Here is a 22,369-nt window from a genome sequence, read left to right on the forward strand (position 1 = left end):
CCCCTCGGCTCAGCAGCGGCGCTCCGGCATCCCGTCGACCAGAGCGGACAGCAGGCCCCCGAGCACCTCGCGCTGCTCGGCGGTCAATGGAGCAAGGATGTCCTCCGCGGCGTCGCGGCGCGCGCTGCGCAGGGCACGCAGCGTGGCGCGGCCGGTGTCGGTCAGCTCGATCCTGATCACCCGGCGGTTGGTGGGATCGGGCACGCGGCGCACCCGCCCGCTCGCCTCCAGCCCGTCGACGAGGGTGGTCACCGCGCGCGGCACGACATCCAGGCGCCGGGCCAGGTCGGCCATCCGCGGCGGCGGCTCGTCGTGCAGGTCGTAGTGCGAAACGGTACGCAGGAGGCGTGACTGGGCCGGAGTGATGCCGATCGGCTCCATCTGCTGACGCTGGATCCGGTGAAGCCGGCGCGTCAGCCGCAGCAGCTGCTCGGCCAGCACGCCGTCGGCGTCTGAGGTGCTCATACCGGGAACAATATCAGGACCACACTCATTGTGAATACAGTCATTGTGAGCAGAGGTAACAATCGGCTAGGCTTCGTAATCCGGCATCTCACCCCTCGCGAAGGAGCCCATGCACCCCGATCGACCCACGTGGACACCCCCGGCCCGCGATCCCGGCCAGCCGGAGGAGCCCGCGCAGGTGCGCCGCATCCTCAGGCTGTTCCGCCCGTACCGGGGCCGGCTGGCCGTCGTCGGCCTGCTGGTCGCCGCCTCCTCCCTCGTCGCCGTCGCCTCCCCGTTCATGCTCAGGGAGATCCTCGACACCGCGATCCCGCAGGGGCGTACGGGCCTGCTCAGCCTGCTCGCCCTCGGCATGATCCTGACCGCCGTGGTGACGAGCGTCTTCGGCGTACTCCAGACCCTGATCTCCACGACGGTCGGCCAGCGCGTCATGCACGACCTGCGCACCGCCGTCTACGCCCAGCTTCAGCGCATGCCGCTCGCCTTCTTCACCAGGACCCGCACCGGTGAGGTGCAGTCCCGCATCGCCAACGACATCGGCGGCATGCAGGCGACGGTGACCTCCACCGCGACCTCGCTCGTCTCGAACCTCACCTCGGTGGTGGCCACGGTCGTTGCCATGCTGGCCCTCGACTGGCGGCTGACCGTCGTCTCGCTGCTCCTGCTGCCGGTGTTCGTGTGGATCAGCCGCCGGGTCGGCCGCGAGCGCAAGAAGATCACCACGCAGCGCCAGAAGCAGATGGCCTCGATGGCCGCCACCGTCACCGAGTCGCTGTCGGTCAGCGGCATCCTGCTCGGCCGCACCATGGGCCGCGCCGACTCCCTCACCAAGTCCTTCGCCGACGAGTCCGAGCGCCTCGTCGACCTCGAAGTGCGCTCCAACATGGCCGGGCGCTGGCGGATGTCGACCATCGGCATCGTCATGGCCGCCATGCCCGCCGTCATCTACTGGGCGGCCGGCCTCACCATGCAGTCGGGCGGGGCGGCCGTCTCCCTCGGCACGCTCGTCGCCTTCGTCTCGCTCCAGCAGGGCCTCTTCCGGCCGGCCGTGAGCCTGCTGTCGACCGGTGTGCAGATGCAGACCTCCCTCGCGCTCTTCCAGCGGATCTTCGAGTACCTCGACCTGCCGGTGGACATCACCGAGCCCGAGAAGCCGGTCCGGCTGGAGAAGATCCGCGGCGAGGTGCGCTTCGACGACGTCCACTTCGCGTACGACGAGAAGAGCGGCCGGACCCTCACCGGCATCGACATCACCGTCCCGGCGGGCGGCAGTCTGGCCGTAGTCGGGCCCACCGGCTCCGGCAAGAGCACGCTCAGCTACCTGGTGCCCCGGCTGTACGACGTGACCGGCGGCGGCGTCACCCTCGACGGCGTCGACGTGCGCGACCTGGATTTCGACACGCTGGCCCGGGCCGTCGGCGTGGTCTCCCAGGAGACGTACCTCTTCCACGCCTCCGTCGCCGAGAACCTGCGCTTCGCCAAGCCGGACGCCACCGACGAGGAGCTGCGCGCCGCCGCCGAGGCGGCCCAGATCCACGACCACATCGCCTCACTCCCCGACGGGTACGACACCCTGGTCGGTGAGCGCGGATACCGCTTCTCCGGCGGCGAGAAGCAGCGGCTGGCGATCGCCCGGACCATCCTGCGGGACCCGCCCGTCCTCATCCTCGACGAGGCGACGAGCGCCCTCGACACCCGAACCGAGCACGCGGTGCAGCAGGCCATCGACGCCCTTTCGGCGGGCCGGACGACCATCACCATCGCGCACCGGCTCTCCACGGTCAGGGACGCCGACCAGATCGTCGTCCTCGACGCGGGGGAGACCGTCGAGCGCGGTACGCACGAGGAACTGCTCGCCCGGGACGGCCGGTACGCGGCGCTCGTGCGCAGGGACGCCCGGATGTCGCCCGCCACCGGCTGAGCGGGTGCGCGCGGCAGCGCCACCGCTCCCCGGAAAACAACGACATGCCGCACGGCGGCCACCTGTTCGGGCGAACACCCGCTCCCCCGTCGTGCTTCGCACGCGCGCGGGAGTGACCGATTGCCCCTCCCGGGATCCCGGGAACCGTGAGTGCGGCGGGTTAGCGTGCCCGCATGGAGAACGAGTCCGCACCGGAACGGCCCGCGAGCAGTCCCCGCCTGACGCGCCGCGGCCGGCTGCTGCTGATCGCCGGCATGGCCGCCGTGGTGGCGACCGCCGCGGTCCTGGTGCCTCTGCTGCTGCTGAGGGACGAGAAGCGCGAGCCGCGCAGTCTCCTGATCCCGGAGGGGTGGCGGGCCTCCCAGGTGTACGCCGCGGTCGACAAGGCGCTCGGCGCGGCGCCGAGGACGGCCGAGAAAGCGGCGCGCACGGCCCGTCTGAAGCTGCCGCGCGCGGCCAGGGGAAACCCCGAGGGCTACCTCTTCCCGGCCACGTATCCCGTCGACGAGAAGGCGACACCGGCGAGTCTGCTCTCGTACATGGTCAACACGGCGGGCAGGAACTTCGGGGCCACGCCCACGGCGTACCGTGACGTCGTCGTCGCCAGCATCGTGCAGGCCGAGGCCGACACACCGGAGGACATGGGGAAGGTCGCCCGCGTCATCGACAACCGGCTGGCGCGGGGCATGCCGCTCCAGATGGACTCGACGCTCAACTACGCGCTGAAGCGCTCGACCCTCGACACCACGCACGCGGACACCAGGATCAACACCCCCTACAACACGTACCGGCGTGCCGGCCTGCCGCCCACGCCGATCGGGAACCCGGGGCGCGAGGCGATGAACGCGACGCTCGACCCGCCGCCGGGGGAGTGGCTGTACTTCGTCACCGTGGCGCCCGGAGACACGCGCTTCACCGACAGCTACGCCGAACAGCGGAAGAACGTAGCGGAGTTCAACGCGAACCGCAGGGGCGCGAGCAAGAACGGCGGCTGACGCCGTCAGCCGCCGACCGGAACCGGAGCGTCGGCGAAGCGGACCGGGGCGGCGGCAGGGATACGGACGGGCGCGGTGACCGGCTCCGGGGCAGGCGCCACCGGCTCGTCCGCCGGACCCGCCGGACCCGGCCGACCCGCCGAACCGGACGCCACCGCCACGGGGTCCGCCGCGAACAGCCCGCGCGCGACCGGATCCGCCGGGACCGCCCCCACGGCCACGCCGTCCGCAGGCCGCCGCTCCAGCAGCCGCATGATCGCGCGCACGGCCTCCCGCCCCGCCCGGTTGGCCCCGACCGTGCTGGCCGAGGGCCCGTAACCCACCAGGTGGACCCGCTCGTCGCGCACCGCCCGGGTGCCCTCCACACGGATGCCGCCGCCCCGCTCGCGCAGCCTGAGCGGTGCGAGATGGTCGATCACGGCGCGGAATCCGGTGGCCCACAGGATGACGTCGGCGTCGACCGTACGTCCGTCGGCCCAGGCCACCCCGTTCGGCGTAATGCTGTCGAACATCGGCAGCCGGTCCAGGACCCCGTCCGCGCGGGCACGCGCGACCGCCTCCGTGACCGGCAGACCCGTCACCGACACGACGCTCTGCGGCGGCAGCCCGCGCCGTACCCGCTCGTCCACGAGCGCGACCGCCGCCCGCCCCTGGTCCTCGCCGAACGGACCGTCGCGGAAGACCGGCGGCCGGCGCGTCACCCAGGTGGTCTCCGCCGCCACGGCGGCGATCTCCATCAGATGCTGAACACCGGAGGTCCCGCCGCCCACCACGACCACCCGCCGCCCGGTGAACGCCTGCGGCCCCGGATAGTCGGCGGTGTGCAGCTGCTGCCCCAGGAAGGTCTCCTGACCGGGGTAGCGGGGCCAGAACGGCCGGTCCCAGGTCCCCGTGGCGTTGATCAGAGCCCGCGCCGCCCACGTGCCCGCGGACGTCTCGACGAGCAGCCGGCCGCCCTCGCCCTCCCGCACCGCCGACACGCCGACGGGCCGCCGCACGCTCAGGGCGAAGGTCCGCTCGTACGCCGCGAAGTACTCCCCGACGACCTCCGAGGACGGGCGGCTGTCGTCGGCGCCGGTCAGCTCCATGCCCGGCAGGCTGTGCATCCCGTGCACCTTCGCGTACGTCAGCGAGGGCCACCGGAACTGCCACGCGCCGCCCGGCCGCGGGGAGTGGTCGAGCACGACGAAGTCACGGCCGGGCTCCAGGCCGGAGCGCCGCAGGTGGTAGGCGCTGGACAGTCCCGCCTGCCCGGCGCCGATGACCACCACGTCCACGTCCCGCACTCCAAGATTGTTCATGTTTCCACCAACAGGGCCGCAGGCGCGGATCTTCCCGGCCCCACGTAATTCCCGGCGATGTGGGTACGGTGCCGAAATGACGACCGTCGATTACGTGTACCGCGTGGACGCACCTGCGGGAAGCGCCGGCTGGCGCCCCCTCGGGGCCCGCTACCGGGGCACCATCAGCACCGCCACCCAGCCCGAGGACGCCGAATTCGTGGCGGCGGTGGTGGTGCGTGACCTTGCGACGGAGTGGGATCACGAGGGGTCGGGCGTCCATCACGTACGTATCTGCGTCTGGCGGGACACCGAGGGCGTGGGCCCGGAGGACGCCGAGTGCACGGTGGAGGTCCAGCCGGACCTGGACACCCTGCCGGGTGCGTAGTCGTGTGCATGATGGAGACATGTCCGACGTCTTCACCACCCGCATCCTGAACGTCACCACCGGTACGGACGAGACCGTGGCCGACCTGACCCACGACTGCGAGCAGTTCCTCCAGCAGGCCGCGCGAGACAGGGACGGCCTGCTCAACATCTTCGTCCCGCACGCGACGGCCGGTATCGCGATCCTCGAAACCGGTGCGGGCAGCGACAGCGACCTCCTTGCCGCGCTGCACACCCTGCTCCCCGCCGACGATCGCTGGCAGCACCGCCACGGCACCCCCGGGCACGGCCGGGACCACGTACTGCCTGCCCTGATCCCTCCGCACGCGACCCTGCCCGTGATCGCGGGCCGCCTGGAACTGGGCACCTGGCAGTCCGTCTGCCTGGTCGACACGAACAAGGACAATCCCGACCGCCGTGTGCGGCTGAGCTTCCTCGGGTGAAGCGGCAGGCGTGAGCGCCCCGACTCGGGGCAGTCGGTCGGCATGCCTATTCTGAGGAAAGCCGCCCGCCCCCTGCTCGCCTCCGTCTTCGTCTCGGGCGGGCTCCGTACCCTGCGCGACCCGCGGTCGGTGGCTCCGGCCGCCGACCCGGTCGCCCAGCCCGTGGCGGAGCGGGTCACGCAGCTGCCGGACGACACGGTGCGGCTCGTACAGATCAACAGCGCCGTCCAGCTGGGAGCGGGCTTCCTGCTCTCCATCGGCCGGTTCCCGCGCGCCTCCGCCCTCGCACTGGCCGCGACGCTCGTGCCCACGACGATCGCCGGGCACGCCTGGTGGAAGACCGAGGACCCGGACGAACGGGACCACCAGCGCGTCCAGTTCGTCAAGAACCTGTCCCTCTTCGGCGGGCTGCTGCTCGCCGCCGCGGACACGCACGGCAAGCCGTCCCTGGCCTACCGCTCGCGCACGGCGGCGTCGTCCGGCCGGCGCAGTGCCCGCCGGGCCAAGCGCGATGTGGGCTCGGCCGTCTCCGGCGCTGCGCACAGCGTCCAGTCGGCGGCCGGCTCGGCGGTCTCCGGCGCGGCGCACGGCGTCCAGTCGGCGGCCGGCTCCGTACGGGACCGGCTCCCGGTCGGCTGAGGGGTACGGGGCGCGGACGGTTCACCCGCCCCCTGCGCGACCGCCGCCGTCCGCGCCCTTCCCGCCGCCTACCGCTGACCGCGTCAGGCGTGCAGCGTCGCCTCGCCCGTGACGTGGACGCCGGTGCGCTCGCCCGGGTGCACGGGTACCGGTCCGGTGATGCGGACGCCGACCGGGGTTTCCAGTCCGTCCACGGCGACCGTGACCATCGCGTCGTGCCCGTAGTACGCCACGTCGGTCACCGTCCCCCGGGCGGCCTTCCCGGACTCCCCGGGGCCTCCGGGTTCCGTGAGGCGCAGTTGCTCCGGCCGGAGCAGCACGGTGCCCCCGCCCCGGCTCCCGGCGGCGGCGAGCGGGAGGCGGCCCAGCGCGGTGTCGGCCGTGGCGCCGCTTTCGTCCGCCGTGCCGGGCAGCAGGACGGCGTCGCCGACGAAGCGGGCCACCCAGGTGTCGGCGGGCCGGCGGTAGACCTCCTGGGGTGTGTCGCACTGGGCGACCCTCCCGTCCCGTACGACCGCGACCAGGTCCGCCATGGACAGCGCCTCCTGCTGGTCGTGCGTGACCAGGACGCCGGTGGCGCCGGTGGCGCGCAGGGCGGCCCGTACGTCGGCCCGCACCCCCGCGCGCAGGGCGCTGTCGAGCGCGTTGAACGGCTCGTCCAGCAGGACCAGCGCGGGCTCCGGCGCCAGGGCGCGGGCCAGGGCGACGCGTTGCTGCTGTCCGCCGGACAGCTCGTGCGGCATCCGCTCGCCGTACCCGGCCAGGCCGACGAGGTCGAGCATCTCGTCCGTGCGGCCGCGGCGTTCGGCGCGGTCCCGGCCGGTCAGACCGAAGGCGACATTGCGCGCGACGCTCAAGTGCGGGAAGAGCGCGCCCTCCTGGGGCACGATCCCGACCCGGCGGCTCTCCGGAGGCAGATGCGTCCCCGGACCGGCCAGGGTGCGCCCGCCGACAGCGACGGTGCCCGCGTCCGCCCGCAGAAAGCCGGCGACGACGCGCAGCAGGGTGGTCTTGCCGCAGCCGGAGGGGCCGAGTACGGCGGCCAGCGCGCCACCGGGGACGTCCAGGTCCAGGCCGTCGAGGACCGTCGAGCCCGGACCGTAGCCCTTGGACACTCCGGTGATCCGCAGGTCGTTCATGTGCGGTGCCTCCCAAGGAGGTACGAGGGGACGGCGGCGAGCAGGATCAGCGCCGCCGCGTACGGTGCGGCGGCGGCGAAGGATCCGGTTCCGGTCTCCGTCCACAGACGGGTGGCGAGGGTGTCCATGCCGGTGGGGCGCAGGAGCAGCGTCGCCGGCAGTTCCTTCATGCAGACGACGAACGTCAGCGCCGCCCCGGCGGCCACCCCCGGCGCGGCCAGCGGCACGGTGACCTCCCGCAGCACGCGCAGGGGGCTGCGGCCGAGCGAGCGGGCGACGTCCTCCAGTACCGGCGGGGACTGGAGTACGGCGGCCCGGGTGCCCGCGACCGCGACCGGCAGGAAGAGTACGGCGTAGGCGCAGACCAGCAACGGGTAGTCCTGGTAGAGCGGTTCGGCGTACCGGACCGCGAAGAAGACGAGCGACAGCGCGACGGTGATGCCCGGCAGCGCGTGGCCCGCGTACGCGGACTGCTCCAGCAGGTGGGCGGCGCGTCCCCGGTGGCGGGCGGCGATCACGCCCACGGGCAGGGCGAGCAGCGTCGTCAGCAGCGCGCCGGCGGCCGCGACGCCGAGGGTCGTGCCGGCGGTTTCGAGCAGCCGGGCCGGGTCCGACGTCGCCGAGTTGCCGACGGCGAGCCAGTACCCGAGCGTGGCCAGCGGCGTGACGACGGCGACGGCGGTGACCGCCGCGCACCAGGCCAGCGCCGGTACGCGCCACCGCCCGAGCGGCGCCGCGACGGCGGGCCGCGCGGTGCCGGTTCCCGTCCTCGCGTGGCCCGCGCGCCCGCGCGTGCGCGCCTCGGCGGCGACCAGTGCGACGGTCATCACGACGAGTACGACGCTGAGGGCGGCGGCGGGCGTACGGTCGAAACTGGCCCGGTACGAGGTGTAGATGCCGCGCGTGAACGTGTCGTACCGCATCAGCGACACGGCGCCGAAGTCGGAGAGGACGTAGAGCGCGACCAGCACCGCGCCTCCGGCCGCGGCGGGCCGCACCTGGGGCAGTGTCACGCGCCAGAAGGTACGCAGCGCCCCGGTGCCGAGCGACCGGGAGACTTCCTCCTGCGCCGGATCGGCGCCGCGCAGCGAGGCCGTGACGGGCAGGTAGACGTACGGGAAGCTCACCAGGGTCAGCGCCAGGGCCGAACCGGTGAAGCCCGCGAGATCCGGGAAGGCGGACAGCCACGCGAAGGCCGCCACATAACTGGGCACCGCGAGCGGCAGTGTCACCAGCACGGACCAGGCCCGGGCGGCGGGCAGCGCCGTCCGCACGGTCAGCCAGGCCAGCGAAATGCCCAGGAGCAGGCTGGCCGTGACGACGACGGCGGCGAGGCCGAGGCTCCGGCCGAGCAGTTCCGCCGTGCGCTCGTTCGCCACGACCTGCCAGGCGAACGCGGGACCGCGCTCCAGGGAGCGGACCGCGAGGTAGCCCAGCGGCAGCAGCGCGAACACGGCCGCCGCGAGGGCGGGAACGACGAGGACGGCGGGCGGGCGGCGCTCGGCGCTCAGCCGCCCGGCCGGCGCCTGGGGGCCGGACGGGCGGGGCGGGAGGGCGGCCGGTCCCGCCGGTGGGACGGGATCCGGGGCAGGCATGACGGCTCAGACCATCCCGACGTCCTGGAGCATCTTCAGGGTCTCCTGAAGCGATTCCAGCTTGCCGAGGTCGATCTTGGGGGCGTCGAGCGACTCCAGCGCCGGCAGGTCCTTGACCGTGCTGGTGACGCCTGCGGCCAGGGGGTATTCCTTGGTGTCGTCGGCGAAGTACTTCTGCGCCTTCTCGGACAGCAGGAAGTCGACTGCCTTCTGCGCCGCCGCGGTCTGGTCGCTGCTCTTGAGGATGCCGACGCCGGCCGCGTTGACGAGCGAACCCGGGTCACCGCCCGGCAGGAAGTGGATCTTCGCGCCGACCTTGTCCTCGCCCTTCTCGGCGACCTGCTCGTACCAGTAGTAGTGGTTGACCAGTCCGAGGGCGACCTCGCCCTCACCGACGGCGTCCAGCACCTTGAGGTTGTTCTCGTACACCTTCGGCTCGTTGGCCTTGAGGCCCTTGAGCCAGGCGCGGGTGGCGTCGTCGCCCTCCAGGACGCGCATGCCGGTGACGAATGCCTGGAAGGAGGCGTTGGTCGGGACGTACCCGACCTTGCCCTTCCACTCGGGCTTGGTCAGATCGTGCACGCTGTCCGGGACCTTGCTGACCTGACCGGGGTGGTACGCGAGGACGCGCACGCGCCCCGAGGTGCCCACCCAGTCGCCCGCGCCGCCGCGGAAGGACGGGTCCACCTTGTCCAGCGACGACTCGGGGAGCTTCTTGAGTAGGCCCTTGGTGGAGAGGGCTCCGAGGGCTCCGGCGTCCTGGGAGAAGAACAGGCCGGCCTTGGTCTTGTCGCCCTCCTCCTGGATCTGGGCGGCCATTTCGGCGCTGTCGCCGTAACGGACGGCGATCGTCGTGCCGATCGCCTTCTCCATGTCCTCCAGGAGTGGCTTGACCAGGTTCTCGTTGCGGCCGGAGTAGATCACGAGACCGGCGTCGTCCTCGGGGTTGCCGCAGGCCGCGGCGGTCGCGAGGAGGGTCGCTGCCGCGCACAGCGCGGTGAGGCGTCGGATCAGGGGGCGTCGCATGCGAAGCCTTTCTGCATGGCTCACTTGCGCCGCGGATCGCGTCGTCAGGGAGCGAGCGGCGTGGCGGAGCCGCGGGGGAACCTGGGAACGCCCTATAAATAAGGTAAAGCTAACCTAAACGTCAAGAGTGATGTACGTAACGTTCTGTCGCTGTCGAGCGGGCGGCGGAGCCGACCTTACCCCGCCTTTATCCGCGCACCACAATGGATCACTTGTGACGTTTCTGTGACTATCCAAGCAAGTAAGGCTTTCCTAAGATGCGCTCGTGAAAGCCCCTTCCGGCCTGCTCCCAGGCACCAAGAACGTTCCGTTCGCCGACGCCCTCGCGGCCCACGGCGACCGTACGGCCGTCATCACCGCCGACGGCCGGGTGTCCTACCGTGAGCTGGCCGTACGGGTCGACGCCACGGCCCGCCGCCTCGGTCCGGAGCGGCGCCTGGTCCTGCTCGTCGCCGCCAACACCGTCGACGCCCTCGTCGTGCACCTCGCGGCCCTGGCCGGCGGACACCCCGTCCTGCTGGTGCCCGGAGACCACCCGGAGGCCGTGCGGTCACTGACCGACGCGTACGACCCGGACGTGGTGGCGCGCCCGGACGGCGACGGATGGGTGCTCGACGAGCGGCGTGACATCTCCGCGCATACGCTCCACCCCGATCTCGCGCTGCTGCTGAGCACCTCCGGCTCCACCGGATCGCCCAAGCTCGTCCGCCTCTCGCACCAGAACGTGCAGGCCAACGCGGAATCCATAGCCGAGTACCTGGACATCCGGGACACCGACCGCGCCGCGACGACCCTGCCGATGCACTACTGCTACGGCCTTTCCGTCCTGCACAGCCACCTCCTGCGCGGCGCCGCGGTGATCCTCACCGGCCTCTCGGTCACCGACGCCTGCTTCTGGGAACTGTTCTGCGACGCCCGCGGAACGACCTTCGCCGGCGTCCCGTACACCTTCGAACTGCTCGACCGCGTCGGCTTCGACGCGATGGAACTGCCCCACCTGCGCTATGTCACCCAGGCGGGCGGGCGCCTGGCGCCCGCCCGCGTCGCGCGGTACGCCGCGCTGGGCCGCGCGGCCGGCTGGGACCTGTTCGTCATGTACGGCCAGACCGAGGCGACGGCCCGCATGGCCTACCTGCCGCCGGAGTTCGCGCACACCCGCCCGGAGGCGGCCGGAATCGCCGTCCCCGGCGGCTCCTTCCGGCTCCAGCCGCTGCCGGACTGGCCGGGCGAGTCGACCGGCGAACTGGTGTACACCGGACCCAACGTGATGCTCGGCTACGCCGAAGGCCCCGAGGACCTCGCTCTCGGCCGTACGGTCGACGAACTGCACACCGGCGACATCGCCCGGCTCGCCCCCGACGGACTGTACGAACTGGTCGGCCGGCGCAGCCGGTTCGCGAAGATCCTCGGCCTGCGGATCGACCCGCAGCAGGTGGAGGCGATGCTGGAGAAGCACGGGGTCACCGCCTGCTGCACCGGCGACGACGACGAGCTGGTCGTGGCCGTCCTGGGCGATCCGGAGGCCGCCGACCCCAACGGAGTGCGGCGGCTGGTGACCGCCGAATGCGGTCTCCCTCCGCGCGCCGTACGCGTCCGCGTCCTGGCCGAACTCCCCAGGCTCGCCACCGGAAAGGCCGACTACCGGGCGATACGGGAACTGGCCGGGCCCGCGCCCGCGCCGCCCGCCGCCCCCGCCGAAGCGACGGCGTCCGAGCCGGCCGCCGCCGCTCTGTGCCGCCTGTACGCCCGGATCCTCGACCGGGACGCTGTCACCGAGGACAGCAGCTTCGTCGGCCTCGGCGGTGATTCCCTGTCGTACGTAGAGATGTCACTGCACCTCGAAGAGGTCCTCGGCGAACTGCCCGACCACTGGCACACGCTGCCCATCCGTGAACTCCGCGAGCCGTCGGGCCGGCCCGCGGACAAGCGGCGCGGCAGCCGGCGCCGCACGCTGGAGACGAGCGTCGCGCTGCGTGCCGTGGCCATCGTGCTCATCGTCGGCTCGCACATCCACCTCTTCTGGGTCAAGGGCGGCGCCCACGTGCTGCTCGGCGTCGCGGGGTATAACTTCGCCCGCTTCCACCTCGGCTGCGCCGACCGCCGCGAGCGGCTGCGGAACATCGGCCGCAGCGTCGCGCGGATCGCCGTGCCGAGCATGGCCTGGCTCGCGCTGATGCTGCTCGTCACCGACGACTACGACCTCACCGGTGTCCTGCTGCTCACGAGCCTCCTCGGCCCCAACGACGGCTTCTGGTTCATCGAGGTCCTCCTCTACATGCTGGTCGCGGTGGCCGCCCTGCTGGCCGTGCCGTGGGTTGACCGCGCCGAGCGGCGCTTCCCGTTCGCGCTGCCCGCCGCCCTCGCGGTCCTGGGCCTGATCGGCCGCTACGACCTGTTCGGGCTCGAAGCACGGGTACACGTTCCGCTGGTGGTCACCGTGTTCTGGCTGTTCGCGCTGGGCTGGACCGCGGCCAGGGCCTCCACGGTGGGTCAGCGGCTGCTCGTGAACGCCGCCGTCCTTGCGACCGTGCCGGGCTTCTTCCCTGGCGAGTTGGCCCGTGAGGTGGTCGTCGTGGTGGGCCTGACCCTGCTGATCTGGGTCCGTACCGTACCGAGCGTGGCCTGGGTCAACCGTGTCGCGGGCGTCCTCGCGGGCAGTTCGCTCTACATCTATGTGACGCACTGGCAGGTCTTCCCGCGCCTCGAAGGCATGCCCACCCTGGTTGCGACGCTCGCCTCCCTCCTCGTCGGCATCGCTTACGCCGCGCTGGCGACCCGCGTGATGAGGTGGCGGCCGTCGCTGCCGGGCTCGCGCGGTACGGCCGCGCGGGCACGCGTGTCCGCACGGCGCGGCGACTAGCGCACGGCTGCGGTACTGCGCGACCGGCCGTACGCCGTCGTCACCCTCCTCAACGCGGTCCTGCTGCTGCGGATGCCGCTGCTCAGCCTCGGCATTCCTCTATGGGTTACGGAACGCACGCAGGCGCCGCAGTGGCTGGTGTCGGCGCTGTTCGTGCTGAACACGCTCGCGGTGACGTCCCTCCGGGTACGTACGGCCCGCCGGCGCGCCTCGCCGAGAGGTCCAGGCTCTCCGGCACGGCGATGCCGGGCGCGGCGCTGCCCGCGCGCCGGGGCGCGGAGGCCATGCCGGTTCGGTCCTGAACGCCCGCTGTCCGGCCGGACCGGGCCCGCCGGGGCCGAACCCCGGCACGGGGCGAATCCGGACATTCAGGAATGGCACCGCCCCGGCTGGGGACCCGCAGAGCGAGAGAGACCGAGCGGCGAAGAGCGGCGAGGAGAGAGCGATGCGCGCACTGACCTGGCACGGAAGGCGGGACGTACGGGTGGAGACGGTGCCCGACCCGCAGCTGAATGAGCCGACGGACGTGATCGTACGCATCACCTCGTCCGGCATCTGCGGTTCCGACCTGCACTTGTACGAGATCCTCGGGCCCTACCTGGACCCCGGCGACATCCTCGGCCACGAACCCATGGGCATCGTGGAGGAAGTGGGCGCCGGCGTGACCGCGCTGTCGCCCGGCGACCGGGTCGTGATCCCGTTCAACGTCTCCTGCCAGCACTGCTTCATGTGCGAACAGGGCCTGCACTCGCAGTGCGAGACCACCCAGGTCCGGGAGCGCGGCATGGGCGCGTCGCTCTTCGGATACACCAAGCTATACGGCCAAGTCCCCGGCGGGCAGGCCGAGTTCCTCCGCGTACCGTTCGGTGACAGCCTGCCGGTCAAGGTGGAGCACGGACCGCCCGACGAGCGTTACGTCTACCTCTCCGACGTGCTGCCCACCGCCTGGCAGGCTGTCGAGTACGCCGCAATCCCGCCCGGTGGAACCGTCACCGTCCTCGGCCTCGGCCCCATCGGCGACATGGCGGCCCGTATAGCCCTGCACCGGGGAGCGAGCCTGGTCATCGGCGTCGACCTGGTGCCGGAGCGGCTGAGCCGCGCCGGGGCCCGTGGCGTCAAGCCGCTCGACCTGCGCAGTTACGGCAAGAACCTCCCCGACGCCATCCGCGACCTGACCGACGGCCGGGGCACCGACTCGGTGATCGACGCCGTCGGCATGGAGGCCCACGGCGCGCCCGTCGCCAAGGCCGCCCAGTGGATGACCGGCCTGCTGCCCGACGCCGTGAGCCAGAAGCTGATGGAACACGCCGGAGTCGACCGCCTGCACGCCCTGTACACCGCGATCGACGTGGTACGCAGGGGCGGCACCGTCTCGCTGTCCGGCGTGTACGGCGGCATGACCGACCCGATGCCGATGCTGACCCTGTTCGACAAGCAGATCCAGCTCCGGATGGGTCAGGCCAACGTCAAGCGCTGGGTCGACGACATCCTCCCGCTCCTGAGCGACGGTGATCCGCTGGGAGTCGAGGGTTTCGCCACCCACTCCATGCCGCTGGAGGACGCCCCGAAGGCGTACGAGATGTTCCAGGCCAAGCAGGACGGCATGGTCAAGACGCTGCTCAGGCCCTAACCGGAAGCAGGGCGCCCGGACCGGCCCGCTCCCAGGTCGAAGACGCCGTACGCGAACCCCTCCGCCGTGATGGTGTGAGCGCCGAAGCGTACGCCCGAGACCTCGACGGGCCGCGGGAGCGGGCCGCATGACAGGGCGGCGGGCGCGGTGACCGCGGCTGCGGCACGCCGCGGATTGATGACGACCAGATAGCGCCCGCCACGGACGTAGACGAAGGGGTGGCCGTCGTGCAGCACGTCCACCGTGCCCGAGCTGCCGAGTTCGGGGGTGGCGGTGCGCAGGGCGACGAGGCGCCGGACCAGGTGCAGCAGTGAGCCTTCGTCCCGGCGCTGGGCGGCGACGGTGGGCCGGTCTGGACCGGGGTCGAGCGGCAGGTAGAAGCGCTCCTCGGGAGCGGTGGAGAATCCGGCGCCCGGCGTGGTGTCCCACTGCATGGGGGTACGGGAACCCGCCCGGTTGTAGCGCGGGCCCAGGACGCTGCCTTCGGTGTCGGGGAGGCCGGGGACGAAGCGCATGCCGATCTCGTCGCCGTAGTAGATCGCCGGAAGGGTCGGCCAGGTGAGCTGGAAGGCGAACGCGGCGGGGAGCTGATCGGGCGTACGGGGGCCGCAGTTGAGGCGTGCGAAGTCGTGGTTGGAGGTGGGCAGCGCGGTGAACCCCCGGCCGGCGACGGCGGCGGTGGCGTCCCGCCACGCTTCGACGAACGGACGGGGCGAGCCCTTGCCGCCCGGGTCGAAGAAGCAGTCGACGGGGTCCCAGTCGTCACTGTCGGTGCCGTGCCGGTTGTTCCACAGGGAGCGCAGGGGGCGGCCGACGGTGGGGCCGCCGAACTGGAGGAAAAAGTCGGCGTGGAAGCCCGCCGGTACGGACACGTCCGGATCGCCCCACTCCGACAGCAGGACGGCTCCGGGGTGCGCGGCGTCGAGCCAGTGCCGCAGCTCGGTCCAGACTTTCGCGGTCTCGCGCTTGCCGGGGTCGTCCTTGACGAGCGAGGCGGCCATGTCGACGCGGAAGCCGGACAGACCGCGGCGGAGCCAGTGGTCCATGATGTCGCGCAGGGCGGCGCGGTTGGCGCGGGGCCCCGCGGCAACCACCGGCCGGCGCCAGGGCTCAGCCGGATCGGTGCGCGCGTAGCCGAAGTTGAGGGCGGGCTGGGAGGCGAAGAAGTTCGGCAGGTACGCGCCCGGGCGGGCGCCGGGGGAGGCCACGAAACCCGCGGGCGGCGGCTGGCTGCCGTCGGTCCAGATGTAGCGGTCGTCGCCGGGATCGTCGGCGGACGCGGTGAACCAGGCGTGCTCGTTGGAGGTGTGCCCGGCGACGAGGTCGAGGAGTACGCGGATGCCGCGGCGGCGCGCCGCCTCGACGAGCGCGGCGAGGTCGTCGTCGGTGCCGTAGCGCGGGGCGACCGTGAGGTAGTCGCTGACGTCGTAGCCCGCGTCACGGAACGGCGAGGCGAAACAGGGGTTCAGCCAGACGCAGTTGACGCCCAGCCAGGCGAGGTGGTCGAGGTGCTGGGTGATGCCGTTGAAGTCACCGATGCCGTCGCCGTCGGAGTCGGCGAAGGACTGCGGGTAGATCTGGTAGAAGACGGCGTCGGCCAGCCAGGCGGGGGCGGGGCGGAACGTTGTCATGGAGGGGTACTTCCCCTCCTGCCGCACCGCGCACGCCCGCCGGGCGGACGCCGAGGAGGACGGGCACGCTGGCCCGGTCGGAACCCCGACGCCGGCGCGGCCGGAAGGCGGGACGCGGGCGTGGACGCGGACTCGCCCCGGTGTGCCCGCCGCCGGTCACTTCTGCTGGGCGGCCGACCGTCCCACCGACTCGACCAGGGGCAGCAGTCGGTGCGGGACACGCTCGCGCAGCGCCACCTCGGTGCGCGTCCGTACGACGCCGGGGATCTGGATCAGCCGCTGGATGACGTCTTCGAGGTGACCGGCATCCCGGGCGGCCACCCGCGTCAGCAGGTCGCCGCCGCCCGTGATGGAGAACGCCTCGATGATCTCGGGCACCGCCGCCAGCGCGTCACCCACCTCGTCGAGGTGCCCCTGGGTGACCTCGACGTGTACGAACGCGAGCACCGGGTGGCCGAGGGCCGCGGGGGAGAGGGCGGGGCCCGTACCGGTGATCACACCGTCGCGCTCCAGCCGGTCGAGCCGGGCCTGGAGCGTTCCGCGGGCGATGCCGAGGAGGCGGGCGTACTCGCGCACGCTGGTGCGCGGCTGCTCGATCAGGAGCCGCAGGATACGGGTGTCGAGCTCGTCCACTGCCATGATCCGCTGGTCTCCTTCTGGCCCGGCTGTCGGCCGTAGACCCTACCAATGGCACAAGGCGACCCCGGCCGGCTCGGGCCAGTATCCATGATCACTTTCCGGTGGGCGGCTCCCCGGCGCGCGCCCCCGCTCATGTGTCCGATAGGATGCAAATTAATGTTTTATGTACCTCTTCAAGCTATTTGGGAAGAGCATGGCCCCGGATCGAGACGGCGACGAAGCGCGGCCTCCCAAGCGTCGGCATCGCGAGGACCACGAAGAGCGTGAACCGCGCGAGCAGGACGCCGGGCGTCCGCGGCGGCTCTCGGCACCCCGCGTCATGCGTTCGGCGACTCAGCAGCTGAAAGACCTGCTGGGGAGGGCGCCGGAATCCGTCTCCGCGGTACGGCCCACCGATGACGGGTGGGAGGCCGATGTGGAAGTGCTCGAACTGGAGCGCATCCCCGAGACGACGAGCGTGATGGCGAGCTACCGGGTGACGCTCGACGCCGAAGGCGAGCTCATGTCGTACGAGCGGATCCGCCGGTACACCCGGGGCCAGATCGACCGGCGGGGCTGAGGGCCTGCGGCGGCGCGGCCGGATCCGCGCCGCGGCCGACAGCTGAACACAGTGGAAATCGGCGGCTGGACCGGGCGACGCACTTGTGGCGCCGCCCACGAAGGGAGGCACCGTGACCGTGGTGCCGCAGAGTGGCGGAGGCGGCGTAGCCCAGGGCGGTGGTGGCTCGGGCTCGCTGTACGACGTCCTGGAACTGATCTTGGACCGCGGACTGGTCATCGACGTGTTCGTACGGGTCTCGCTGGTCGGTATCGAGATCCTGAAGATCGACGCCCGCGTCGTGGTGGCCAGCGTCGACACGTACCTGCGATTCGCCGAGGCCTGCAACCGGCTCGATCTCGAAACCGGGCGCAAGGCGCCGAGTCAGTTGACCGATGTCGTCGGCCAGGTCACGGAAGGCGGGGCCAGGGGCAAGAGCAAGGGCGCTCTCACGGGCGCGGTGGAGGCGTTCACCGACTCCCTTCACAAGGGCCGTGAGGAAGAGCCCGAGCCGGCAGAGGAGCGGGAGAGGTCCCGGCCGTCGCGCCGCCCTTCCCGGCACCGGGAAGAGTGAGCGATGGCGGTCTATGTCTACGCGATCACGTCTGCGGCCCATCCCCTGCGCCTGGACGATGTCAACGGCGTGGGAGATCCGCCGGAGCAACTGCGCACCGTGGACGGCCAGTCACTGGTCGCCGTGGTGAGCGACGCTCCCGAAGGGCTCAAGGCCAAGCGGCGCGACGTACTGGCGCACCAGTCGGTGCTGGAGCGGGTGATGGCCGACGGCAGCGTCCTGCCGCTGCGCTTCGGGGCGCTGGCGCCCGACGACGAGGCGGTGCGGCAGGTACTGGACGAGGGAGCCGACGAGTACCGCGAGCGGCTGTCGGCGCTCGACGGCTGCGTGGAGTTCCACCTGAAGGCGTCATGCGCGGAGGAAGCGCTGCTGCGCGACATCCTGCTCCAGAACGACGAAGCGCGTCGCATCAACGAGGACATCCGCAGCGGCCGAGGTGGCCAGGATCTGCGGATGGCGCTCGGAGAGCTGGTCGCCGCGGAGGTTCAGCGGCGGCACGAGGTCCTCGCGGCAGAGACCGTGGAAGCGCTGCGCCCGCAGGCCCGCGACGTACGTACCTCGGACCCGACGGGCGACGACTTCGTCAGCGTCTCGTTCCTGGTGGAACAGGCCGGGCAGAACGAATTCATGACCGCGGAGAAGGAGCTCGCCGACCGGCGCGGTGAGGACTTCGCCTTCCGCCTCCACGGCCCCCTTCCGCCGTACAGCTTCGTCTAGACACCCCAAGCGCAAGGGAGATGTGGTCATGGGCTTGCTGACCCAGTTGCTCACTCTTCCGCTGGCCCCTGTGCGGGGCGTCGGGTGGGTGGTTGAGCAGGTGGCACGGGCCGCCGAGGACCAGTACTACGACCCCGGCCCCATCATGCGGGAACTCGCCGAGCTGGAACGGGCGCTGGAGTCCGGCGAGATCGACGAGGAAACGTTCGACCGGCGTGAGGACGAGTTGCTGGACCGGCTGGAGGAGATCCGCCGCTTCCGGGAAAACCCACGCTGACCGGAGAACAGTGACACGTCAGGAGGAGTCCTCACGATGAGCAAAGCAGCAATCGGTGCGGCGCTGGTCGGCGGTTACGCCCTGGGCCGGACGAAGAACGCCAAGTTGGCCATGGCTGTCGCGGCCTGGGCGATCAAGAGGAACGTGGACACGAAGAAGATCACCTCGGCGATAGCCGGCTCACCGGCCATGGACGCCGTCAGCGAACAGGTACGCAAGGAACTGGTCAGCGCGGGCAAGGAAGCCGGCGCCGTCGCCGTCGGCGCCTGGGCGGACAAGCTGGCCGATTCGCTGCACGAGCGCACTGTGAGCCTGCAGGAACAGGTTCCGGGGGCCGAGGACATCCCGGATGTCACGGGCATCACGGGTATCGCGGATGTCAAGGGCCCCAAGGGCGGTACGGGCAGCGAAGACGCGGAGGCCGAGGGGGAGGAAGAACCCGACACGGACAAGGAAGCGGACAAGGAAGCGGACAAGGAACCGGACAAGGAACCGGACAAGGAACCGGACAAGGAACCGGACAAGGAACCGGACAAGGAAGCGGACAAGGAAGCGGACAAGGAAGCGCAGGCGGATTCGGACAAGCCGAGCCGCGCTCCCGCCCGTAAGTCCGACAAGCCCGCGCGCAAGAAGAAGGCGGCGGCCGGGCCCGCCGCGCCGCGCGGTGACCGACGTGGTGCTGCCACGAAGGGGAGGTCCGAGGAATGACCGACAGCAAGAAGACTGGGCTGGCCGGCGACGCGGGCAACCGGCTGAAGGAAGAGCTCCAGCAATACCTGCAAGCCAGGGCCGCGCGGACGGTCACCACAATGGGGCAGCGGCTCGGCGAGGCTACCAAGCAACTGGCCGAACCCGGCAGTTCGGTCGGCGGCACCCTCTCCACGCTGGCCAAGGGCGGCAAGCAACTCAGTGAGGGCAAATCACCGGCCCGGGTGGCGGGCGGCATGGGACTGTCCCACATGGTCGGCGGCCTGAAGGACAAGGTCAAAGGCATGTTCGGTGGCGGCAAGGGCGGCAAGGGCGAGACCCGGTCGAAGAGTGTCGTCATCATCGAGGACATCGACATCGGTGTGCCCCTCCAGCAGGCGTACAACCAGTGGACCGAGTTCCAGAAGTTCAGCCGCTTCGCCAAGGGCGTCGTCAACGTCGAACAGTCCGACGAGACCAGTTCCAACTGGCAGGTGAAGGTCGCCAAGTCCAACCGCAGTTACAAGGCGAAGGTGTCCGAACAGATTCCGGACAAGCGCATCGTCTGGACCTCCGAGGGCGCCAAGGGCACGACAAAGGGGGCAGTGACCTTCCACGAGCTCGACGAGAACCTGACCAAGGTGCTCGTGGTGGTGGAGTACTTCCCCAAGGGCCTGTTCGAGAAGACCGGAAACATATGGCGCGCCCAGGGCCGCCGCCTCCGTCTGGACCTGAAGCTGTTCCGCAAGTTCGTCTCGTTCCAGGGCGAGCCCGCCGAGGGCTGGCGCGGTGAGATCCGTGACGGCGAGGTGGTGAGCGAGGGCGAAGAAGGCGAAGAGGGCGAGGAAGGCGAGGAAGGCGAGGAAGGCGAGGAAGGCGAGGAAGGCGAGGAAGGCGAGGAAGGCGAGGAAGGCGAGGAAGGCGAGGAAGGCGAAGAGGGCGAGGAAGAGGAGGAAGAGGACGGGCAGTGGGACGAAGGCGAGGAGCGTGACGAGGAGGAAGGCGACGAGGAGGGCGAGGACGAAGGCGAGGACTGGGAGGACGAGGAGGAGCCGGCACGGGCGCGCAAGGGACCCGACGACGAAGCCGACGACTCCTACGACGAGGAATCCGAAGACGAGGACGACGAACCGTACGAAGAGGAAAGCCCGCGCCGCCGTGCTGCCAGTCGGCGCTGATCCACGCCGGATCGAGGTGGAACGGCCGTGAGCGAACCAGCCCAAAGCAACTTCGGCTCCTTCCCGTCGCGGGCGGCCCCCTCGCCCTCCGGCCAGGGTTCGTCGGCGAACCTCGCCGACATCCTGGAGCGTGTTCTGGACAAGGGCATCGTCATCGCCGGTGACATCCAGATCAACCTCCTCGACATCGAACTGCTCACGGTGAAGCTGCGTCTGCTCGTGGTCTCGGTCGACAAGGCCAAGGAGATGGGCATCGACTGGTGGGAGCACGACCCGTCGCTGTCCTCGCGGGCGGCGAAGAAACCGGACCTGGTCGAGGAGAACCGGCTTCTGCGCGACGAGATAGCCGCCCTGCGTGAAGCCCAGGCGCTCCCGGCGTCCGAGCGGCGCTCCGCGTCCCGGACGCCGGAGCGCCCGAGGCGCGAAGAGCTCCCGGCGTCCGAAGAAGTCCCGGCGTCCGAGACGCGCTCCGCGTCCGAGGCGCGCTCCGCGCCCAAGGAGCGCTCCGCGTCGCGGGCGTCGGCGCGTCCGAGGCGCGAGACCGGGTCGGCCAAGACCGGCCGTACCGGCGCCCGGCGACCTCCGAGGACCGACGATGACTGAAACTTCCGCGACCGTGAGTTACCTGTACGGCGTGGCGGTCCTGCGCGACGGGCTGTACGACGTCGTAGCGCCCCTGCGGGGCGTAGCCGGAGCGCCGGTGCGTCTGGTCCCGGCCGAGGACGCCGGCCTGGCGGCGGTCGTCAGCAGCGTTCCGGCCGGCGACTTCGAGGCGGCACCGCTCGCCGCCCACCTGGAGGACCTCGCCTGGCTCGAAGCCGTCGCACGGGCCCATCACCACGTCATCGACGCCGTGGCGGCCGCCGGCACGATCCTCCCGCTGCGGCTGGCGACCATCTACGGGGACGACGACCGCGTCCACGCCCTGATCACGGCGGAACGCGCCGCGTTCGCGCGCCGCCTCTCCCACGTGGACGGCAGCGTGGAGTGGGGTGTCAAGATCTACTACGAACCCCGCGCGGCACCCGCTGCCTCCACGACGGCCGCTCCCGCCGCCGGGACGAGCCCCGGCCGTGCCTACCTGCGCAGCAGGCACCAGGAGCGGAACGCCCGGCAGGACGCGTTCCGGGAAGCCGCGAACGCCGCACGGAACGTCGATGCCGCCGCCCGCGCCCACGCGGTCGCACACGCCCGCCACCGCCTGCAACAGGGCCCGCTCGCCGAGGACTCGGGCGAAAACATCGTCAACGACGCCTATCTGGTGCCTCAAGACCGCGCCGACGCCTTCCGCCAGGCCGTTCTGAGCGCCGCCGGGCAGTCCGACAGCATCCGTGTCGAGATCACCGGACCGTGGGCGCCGTACTCTTTCGCCGCGACAGCACTGGACGAGAACGGTGAGCAGGGCCAGGAGGTGATCACCTGATGACAGCCGACCCCTCCGTGCCGTCCGGTTCCGCCCTGTCGGGACCGCCGGACCGCCGGCCGCTGCCGGACCGGCAGATCGCGCTGATCGACCTGCTGGACCGCCTCCTCACCGGAGGCGCCGTCATCACCGGTGACATCACGCTGTCGATCGCCGACATCGACCTCGTCCGGATCTCGCTGCGATCGCTCATCACCTCGATCAACGCCGAGATCCCGAGCCCCTGGCCCCGAGGCGGCCCACTGTCCGTACAGCCGCCCGGCGACCGCCCTCCGCCACCATGACACCGGACAGGCCGGACAGGTCGGACAGGCCGGACGAGCCG

Annotated in this window: 23 protein-coding genes and 1 pseudogene; 17 read left to right on the top strand and 7 right to left on the bottom strand. The window is 71.4% G+C overall.

Annotation, left to right across the window (positions count from 1 at the left end; translation table 11 throughout):
- Nucleotides 1-9: 9 nt before the first annotated feature.
- Nucleotides 10-465: a MarR family winged helix-turn-helix transcriptional regulator gene (locus AS594_RS30120; protein WP_069929962.1), complete on the bottom strand. Its 456-nt coding sequence runs from the start codon at nt 463-465 to the stop codon at nt 10-12.
- A 109-nt stretch (nt 466-574) separates the two neighbouring features.
- On the opposite strand from AS594_RS30120, the gene AS594_RS30125 reads away from it, so the two are divergent.
- Both AS594_RS30125 and mltG read left to right on the top strand, forming a co-directional pair.
- Nucleotides 575-2,386, top strand: coding sequence for an ABC transporter ATP-binding protein (locus AS594_RS30125; RefSeq protein WP_069929963.1), 1,812 nt, complete (start codon nt 575-577; stop codon nt 2,384-2,386).
- 173 nt (nt 2,387-2,559) lie between these two features.
- Nucleotides 2,560-3,381 carry an endolytic transglycosylase MltG gene (gene mltG / locus AS594_RS30130; protein WP_069935518.1) on the top strand — a complete coding sequence of 274 codons (822 nt, stop codon included), beginning with the start codon at nt 2,560-2,562 and terminating at the stop codon, nt 3,379-3,381.
- 5 nt (nt 3,382-3,386) lie between these two features.
- Here the strand turns inward: mltG and AS594_RS30135 are convergent, their stop codons facing one another.
- Nucleotides 3,387-4,682, bottom strand: a complete 1,296-nt coding sequence (locus tag AS594_RS30135; protein WP_079148764.1) for an NAD(P)-binding domain-containing protein — start codon at nt 4,680-4,682, stop codon at nt 3,387-3,389.
- Nucleotides 4,683-4,758: 76 nt separating this feature from the next.
- Between AS594_RS30135 and AS594_RS30140 the strand changes: the two genes are divergently transcribed.
- The 3 genes from AS594_RS30140 to AS594_RS30150 are packed head-to-tail and all read left to right on the top strand — an operon-like array spanning nt 4,759 to nt 6,130.
- Nucleotides 4,759-5,049 carry a hypothetical protein gene (locus AS594_RS30140; RefSeq protein WP_069929965.1) on the top strand — a complete coding sequence of 97 codons (291 nt, stop codon included), beginning with the start codon at nt 4,759-4,761 and terminating at the stop codon, nt 5,047-5,049.
- A 19-nt stretch (nt 5,050-5,068) separates the two neighbouring features.
- A complete protein-coding gene (locus AS594_RS30145; protein ID WP_069929966.1) occupies nt 5,069-5,491 on the top strand; it encodes a secondary thiamine-phosphate synthase enzyme YjbQ in 423 nt (140 codons plus the stop codon).
- 42 nt (nt 5,492-5,533) lie between these two features.
- The gene (locus AS594_RS30150) at nt 5,534-6,130 is read left to right on the top strand and encodes a DoxX family protein (protein ID WP_069929967.1); all 597 of its coding nucleotides are present in this window, start codon (nt 5,534-5,536) and stop codon (nt 6,128-6,130) included.
- Between the two features lie 83 nt (nt 6,131-6,213).
- Here AS594_RS30150 and AS594_RS30155 read toward each other — a convergent pair whose 3' ends face one another.
- The 3 genes from AS594_RS30155 to AS594_RS30165 are packed head-to-tail and all read right to left on the bottom strand — an operon-like array spanning nt 6,214 to nt 9,890.
- Complete coding sequence (locus tag AS594_RS30155) at nt 6,214-7,269, bottom strand: ABC transporter ATP-binding protein (protein WP_069929968.1); 1,056 nt, start codon at nt 7,267-7,269, stop codon at nt 6,214-6,216.
- A complete protein-coding gene (locus AS594_RS30160) occupies nt 7,266-8,864 on the bottom strand; it encodes an ABC transporter permease (protein WP_069935519.1) in 1,599 nt (532 codons plus the stop codon). Before AS594_RS30160 ends, AS594_RS30155 begins: the two co-directional genes overlap by 4 nt.
- Nucleotides 8,865-8,870: 6 nt before the next feature.
- Nucleotides 8,871-9,890, bottom strand: a complete 1,020-nt coding sequence (locus AS594_RS30165) for an iron ABC transporter substrate-binding protein (RefSeq protein WP_069935520.1) — start codon at nt 9,888-9,890, stop codon at nt 8,871-8,873.
- Nucleotides 9,891-10,155: 265 nt separating this feature from the next.
- Here AS594_RS30165 and AS594_RS30170 point away from each other — a divergent pair, with 265 nt between their 5' ends.
- The 3 genes and pseudogenes from AS594_RS30170 (at nt 10,156) to AS594_RS30175 (ending at nt 14,380) form a co-directional block, all read left to right on the top strand.
- Nucleotides 10,156-12,750 (top strand): AMP-binding protein, encoded by a 2,595-nt coding sequence (locus AS594_RS30170; protein ID WP_069935521.1) that lies wholly within the window; start codon nt 10,156-10,158, stop codon nt 12,748-12,750.
- 12 nt (nt 12,751-12,762) lie between these two features.
- Nucleotides 12,763-12,951 (top strand): annotated as a pseudogene (locus AS594_RS46380) (MFS transporter); the annotation flags it as partial.
- A gap of 244 nt (nt 12,952-13,195) precedes the next feature.
- Nucleotides 13,196-14,380: a zinc-dependent alcohol dehydrogenase gene (locus AS594_RS30175; RefSeq protein ID WP_069935522.1), complete on the top strand. Its 1,185-nt coding sequence runs from the start codon at nt 13,196-13,198 to the stop codon at nt 14,378-14,380.
- Here the strand turns inward: AS594_RS30175 and AS594_RS30180 are convergent.
- Nucleotides 14,377-16,011 carry an alpha-amylase family glycosyl hydrolase gene (locus tag AS594_RS30180; protein WP_069935523.1) on the bottom strand — a complete coding sequence of 545 codons (1,635 nt, stop codon included), beginning with the start codon at nt 16,009-16,011 and terminating at the stop codon, nt 14,377-14,379. The genes AS594_RS30175 and AS594_RS30180 overlap by 4 nt on opposite strands.
- Nucleotides 16,012-16,167: 156 nt before the next feature.
- Nucleotides 16,168-16,650, bottom strand: a complete 483-nt coding sequence (locus AS594_RS30185) for an Lrp/AsnC family transcriptional regulator (RefSeq protein WP_069935524.1) — start codon at nt 16,648-16,650, stop codon at nt 16,168-16,170.
- 193 nt (nt 16,651-16,843) lie between these two features.
- Here AS594_RS30185 and AS594_RS30190 point away from each other — a divergent pair, with 193 nt between their 5' ends.
- The 9 genes from AS594_RS30190 (at nt 16,844) to AS594_RS30230 (ending at nt 22,328) form a co-directional block, all read left to right on the top strand.
- The gene (locus AS594_RS30190; protein ID WP_069935525.1) at nt 16,844-17,209 is read left to right on the top strand and encodes a gas vesicle protein GvpO; all 366 of its coding nucleotides are present in this window, start codon (nt 16,844-16,846) and stop codon (nt 17,207-17,209) included.
- 112 nt (nt 17,210-17,321) lie between these two features.
- Nucleotides 17,322-17,762: a gas vesicle structural protein GvpA gene (locus tag AS594_RS30195; RefSeq protein ID WP_176733083.1), complete on the top strand. Its 441-nt coding sequence runs from the start codon at nt 17,322-17,324 to the stop codon at nt 17,760-17,762.
- Nucleotides 17,763-17,765: 3 nt separating this feature from the next.
- Nucleotides 17,766-18,479, top strand: a complete 714-nt coding sequence (locus AS594_RS30200; protein ID WP_069935526.1) for a GvpL/GvpF family gas vesicle protein — start codon at nt 17,766-17,768, stop codon at nt 18,477-18,479.
- 28 nt (nt 18,480-18,507) lie between these two features.
- Complete coding sequence (locus AS594_RS30205) at nt 18,508-18,756, top strand: gas vesicle protein GvpG (protein ID WP_069929976.1); 249 nt, start codon at nt 18,508-18,510, stop codon at nt 18,754-18,756.
- Nucleotides 18,757-18,792: 36 nt separating this feature from the next.
- On the top strand, nt 18,793-19,464 hold the full coding sequence (locus AS594_RS43995; RefSeq protein WP_069935527.1) for a hypothetical protein: 672 nt from the start codon (nt 18,793-18,795) through the stop codon (nt 19,462-19,464).
- Nucleotides 19,461-20,621 carry an SRPBCC family protein gene (locus AS594_RS30215; RefSeq protein WP_069935528.1) on the top strand — a complete coding sequence of 387 codons (1,161 nt, stop codon included), beginning with the start codon at nt 19,461-19,463 and terminating at the stop codon, nt 20,619-20,621. The genes AS594_RS43995 and AS594_RS30215 overlap by 4 nt, the downstream gene beginning before the upstream one ends.
- 27 nt (nt 20,622-20,648) lie before the next feature.
- Nucleotides 20,649-21,224: a gas vesicle protein gene (locus tag AS594_RS47990; protein WP_107393237.1), complete on the top strand. Its 576-nt coding sequence runs from the start codon at nt 20,649-20,651 to the stop codon at nt 21,222-21,224.
- Nucleotides 21,217-22,044 carry a GvpL/GvpF family gas vesicle protein gene (locus tag AS594_RS43115; protein ID WP_069935529.1) on the top strand — a complete coding sequence of 276 codons (828 nt, stop codon included), beginning with the start codon at nt 21,217-21,219 and terminating at the stop codon, nt 22,042-22,044. Before AS594_RS47990 ends, AS594_RS43115 begins: the two co-directional genes overlap by 8 nt.
- Nucleotides 22,044-22,328 carry a gas vesicle protein gene (locus AS594_RS30230; protein ID WP_069935530.1) on the top strand — a complete coding sequence of 95 codons (285 nt, stop codon included), beginning with the start codon at nt 22,044-22,046 and terminating at the stop codon, nt 22,326-22,328. The genes AS594_RS43115 and AS594_RS30230 overlap by 1 nt, the downstream gene beginning before the upstream one ends.
- Nucleotides 22,329-22,369 lie beyond the last annotated feature (41 nt).

It is taken from the genome of Streptomyces agglomeratus, assembly GCF_001746415.1.
Lineage (GTDB): Bacteria > Actinomycetota > Actinomycetes > Streptomycetales > Streptomycetaceae > Streptomyces > Streptomyces agglomeratus.

Coding starts and splice junctions, on each gene's coding strand:
- AS594_RS30180 (WP_069935523.1), bottom strand. CDS start 16,011: ATGACAACGTTCCGCCCCGCCCCCGCCTGGCTGGCCGACGCCGTCTTC.
- AS594_RS30120 (WP_069929962.1), bottom strand. CDS start 465: ATGAGCACCTCAGACGCCGACGGCGTGCTGGCCGAGCAGCTGCTGCGG.
- AS594_RS30145 (WP_069929966.1), top strand. CDS start 5,069: ATGTCCGACGTCTTCACCACCCGCATCCTGAACGTCACCACCGGTACG.
- AS594_RS30185 (WP_069935524.1), bottom strand. CDS start 16,650: ATGGCAGTGGACGAGCTCGACACCCGTATCCTGCGGCTCCTGATCGAG.
- AS594_RS30140 (WP_069929965.1), top strand. CDS start 4,759: ATGACGACCGTCGATTACGTGTACCGCGTGGACGCACCTGCGGGAAGC.
- AS594_RS30230 (WP_069935530.1), top strand. CDS start 22,044: ATGACAGCCGACCCCTCCGTGCCGTCCGGTTCCGCCCTGTCGGGACCG.
- AS594_RS30175 (WP_069935522.1), top strand. CDS start 13,196: ATGCGCGCACTGACCTGGCACGGAAGGCGGGACGTACGGGTGGAGACG.
- AS594_RS30135 (WP_079148764.1), bottom strand. CDS start 4,682: ATGAACAATCTTGGAGTGCGGGACGTGGACGTGGTGGTCATCGGCGCC.
- AS594_RS43115 (WP_069935529.1), top strand. CDS start 21,217: ATGACTGAAACTTCCGCGACCGTGAGTTACCTGTACGGCGTGGCGGTC.
- AS594_RS30190 (WP_069935525.1), top strand. CDS start 16,844: ATGGCCCCGGATCGAGACGGCGACGAAGCGCGGCCTCCCAAGCGTCGG.
- AS594_RS30150 (WP_069929967.1), top strand. CDS start 5,534: ATGCCTATTCTGAGGAAAGCCGCCCGCCCCCTGCTCGCCTCCGTCTTC.
- AS594_RS30200 (WP_069935526.1), top strand. CDS start 17,766: ATGGCGGTCTATGTCTACGCGATCACGTCTGCGGCCCATCCCCTGCGC.
- AS594_RS30165 (WP_069935520.1), bottom strand. CDS start 9,890: ATGCGACGCCCCCTGATCCGACGCCTCACCGCGCTGTGCGCGGCAGCG.
- AS594_RS30215 (WP_069935528.1), top strand. CDS start 19,461: ATGACCGACAGCAAGAAGACTGGGCTGGCCGGCGACGCGGGCAACCGG.
- AS594_RS43995 (WP_069935527.1), top strand. CDS start 18,793: ATGAGCAAAGCAGCAATCGGTGCGGCGCTGGTCGGCGGTTACGCCCTG.
- mltG (WP_069935518.1), top strand. CDS start 2,560: ATGGAGAACGAGTCCGCACCGGAACGGCCCGCGAGCAGTCCCCGCCTG.
- AS594_RS30205 (WP_069929976.1), top strand. CDS start 18,508: ATGGGCTTGCTGACCCAGTTGCTCACTCTTCCGCTGGCCCCTGTGCGG.
- AS594_RS30125 (WP_069929963.1), top strand. CDS start 575: ATGCACCCCGATCGACCCACGTGGACACCCCCGGCCCGCGATCCCGGC.
- AS594_RS30155 (WP_069929968.1), bottom strand. CDS start 7,269: ATGAACGACCTGCGGATCACCGGAGTGTCCAAGGGCTACGGTCCGGGC.
- AS594_RS30160 (WP_069935519.1), bottom strand. CDS start 8,864: ATGCCTGCCCCGGATCCCGTCCCACCGGCGGGACCGGCCGCCCTCCCG.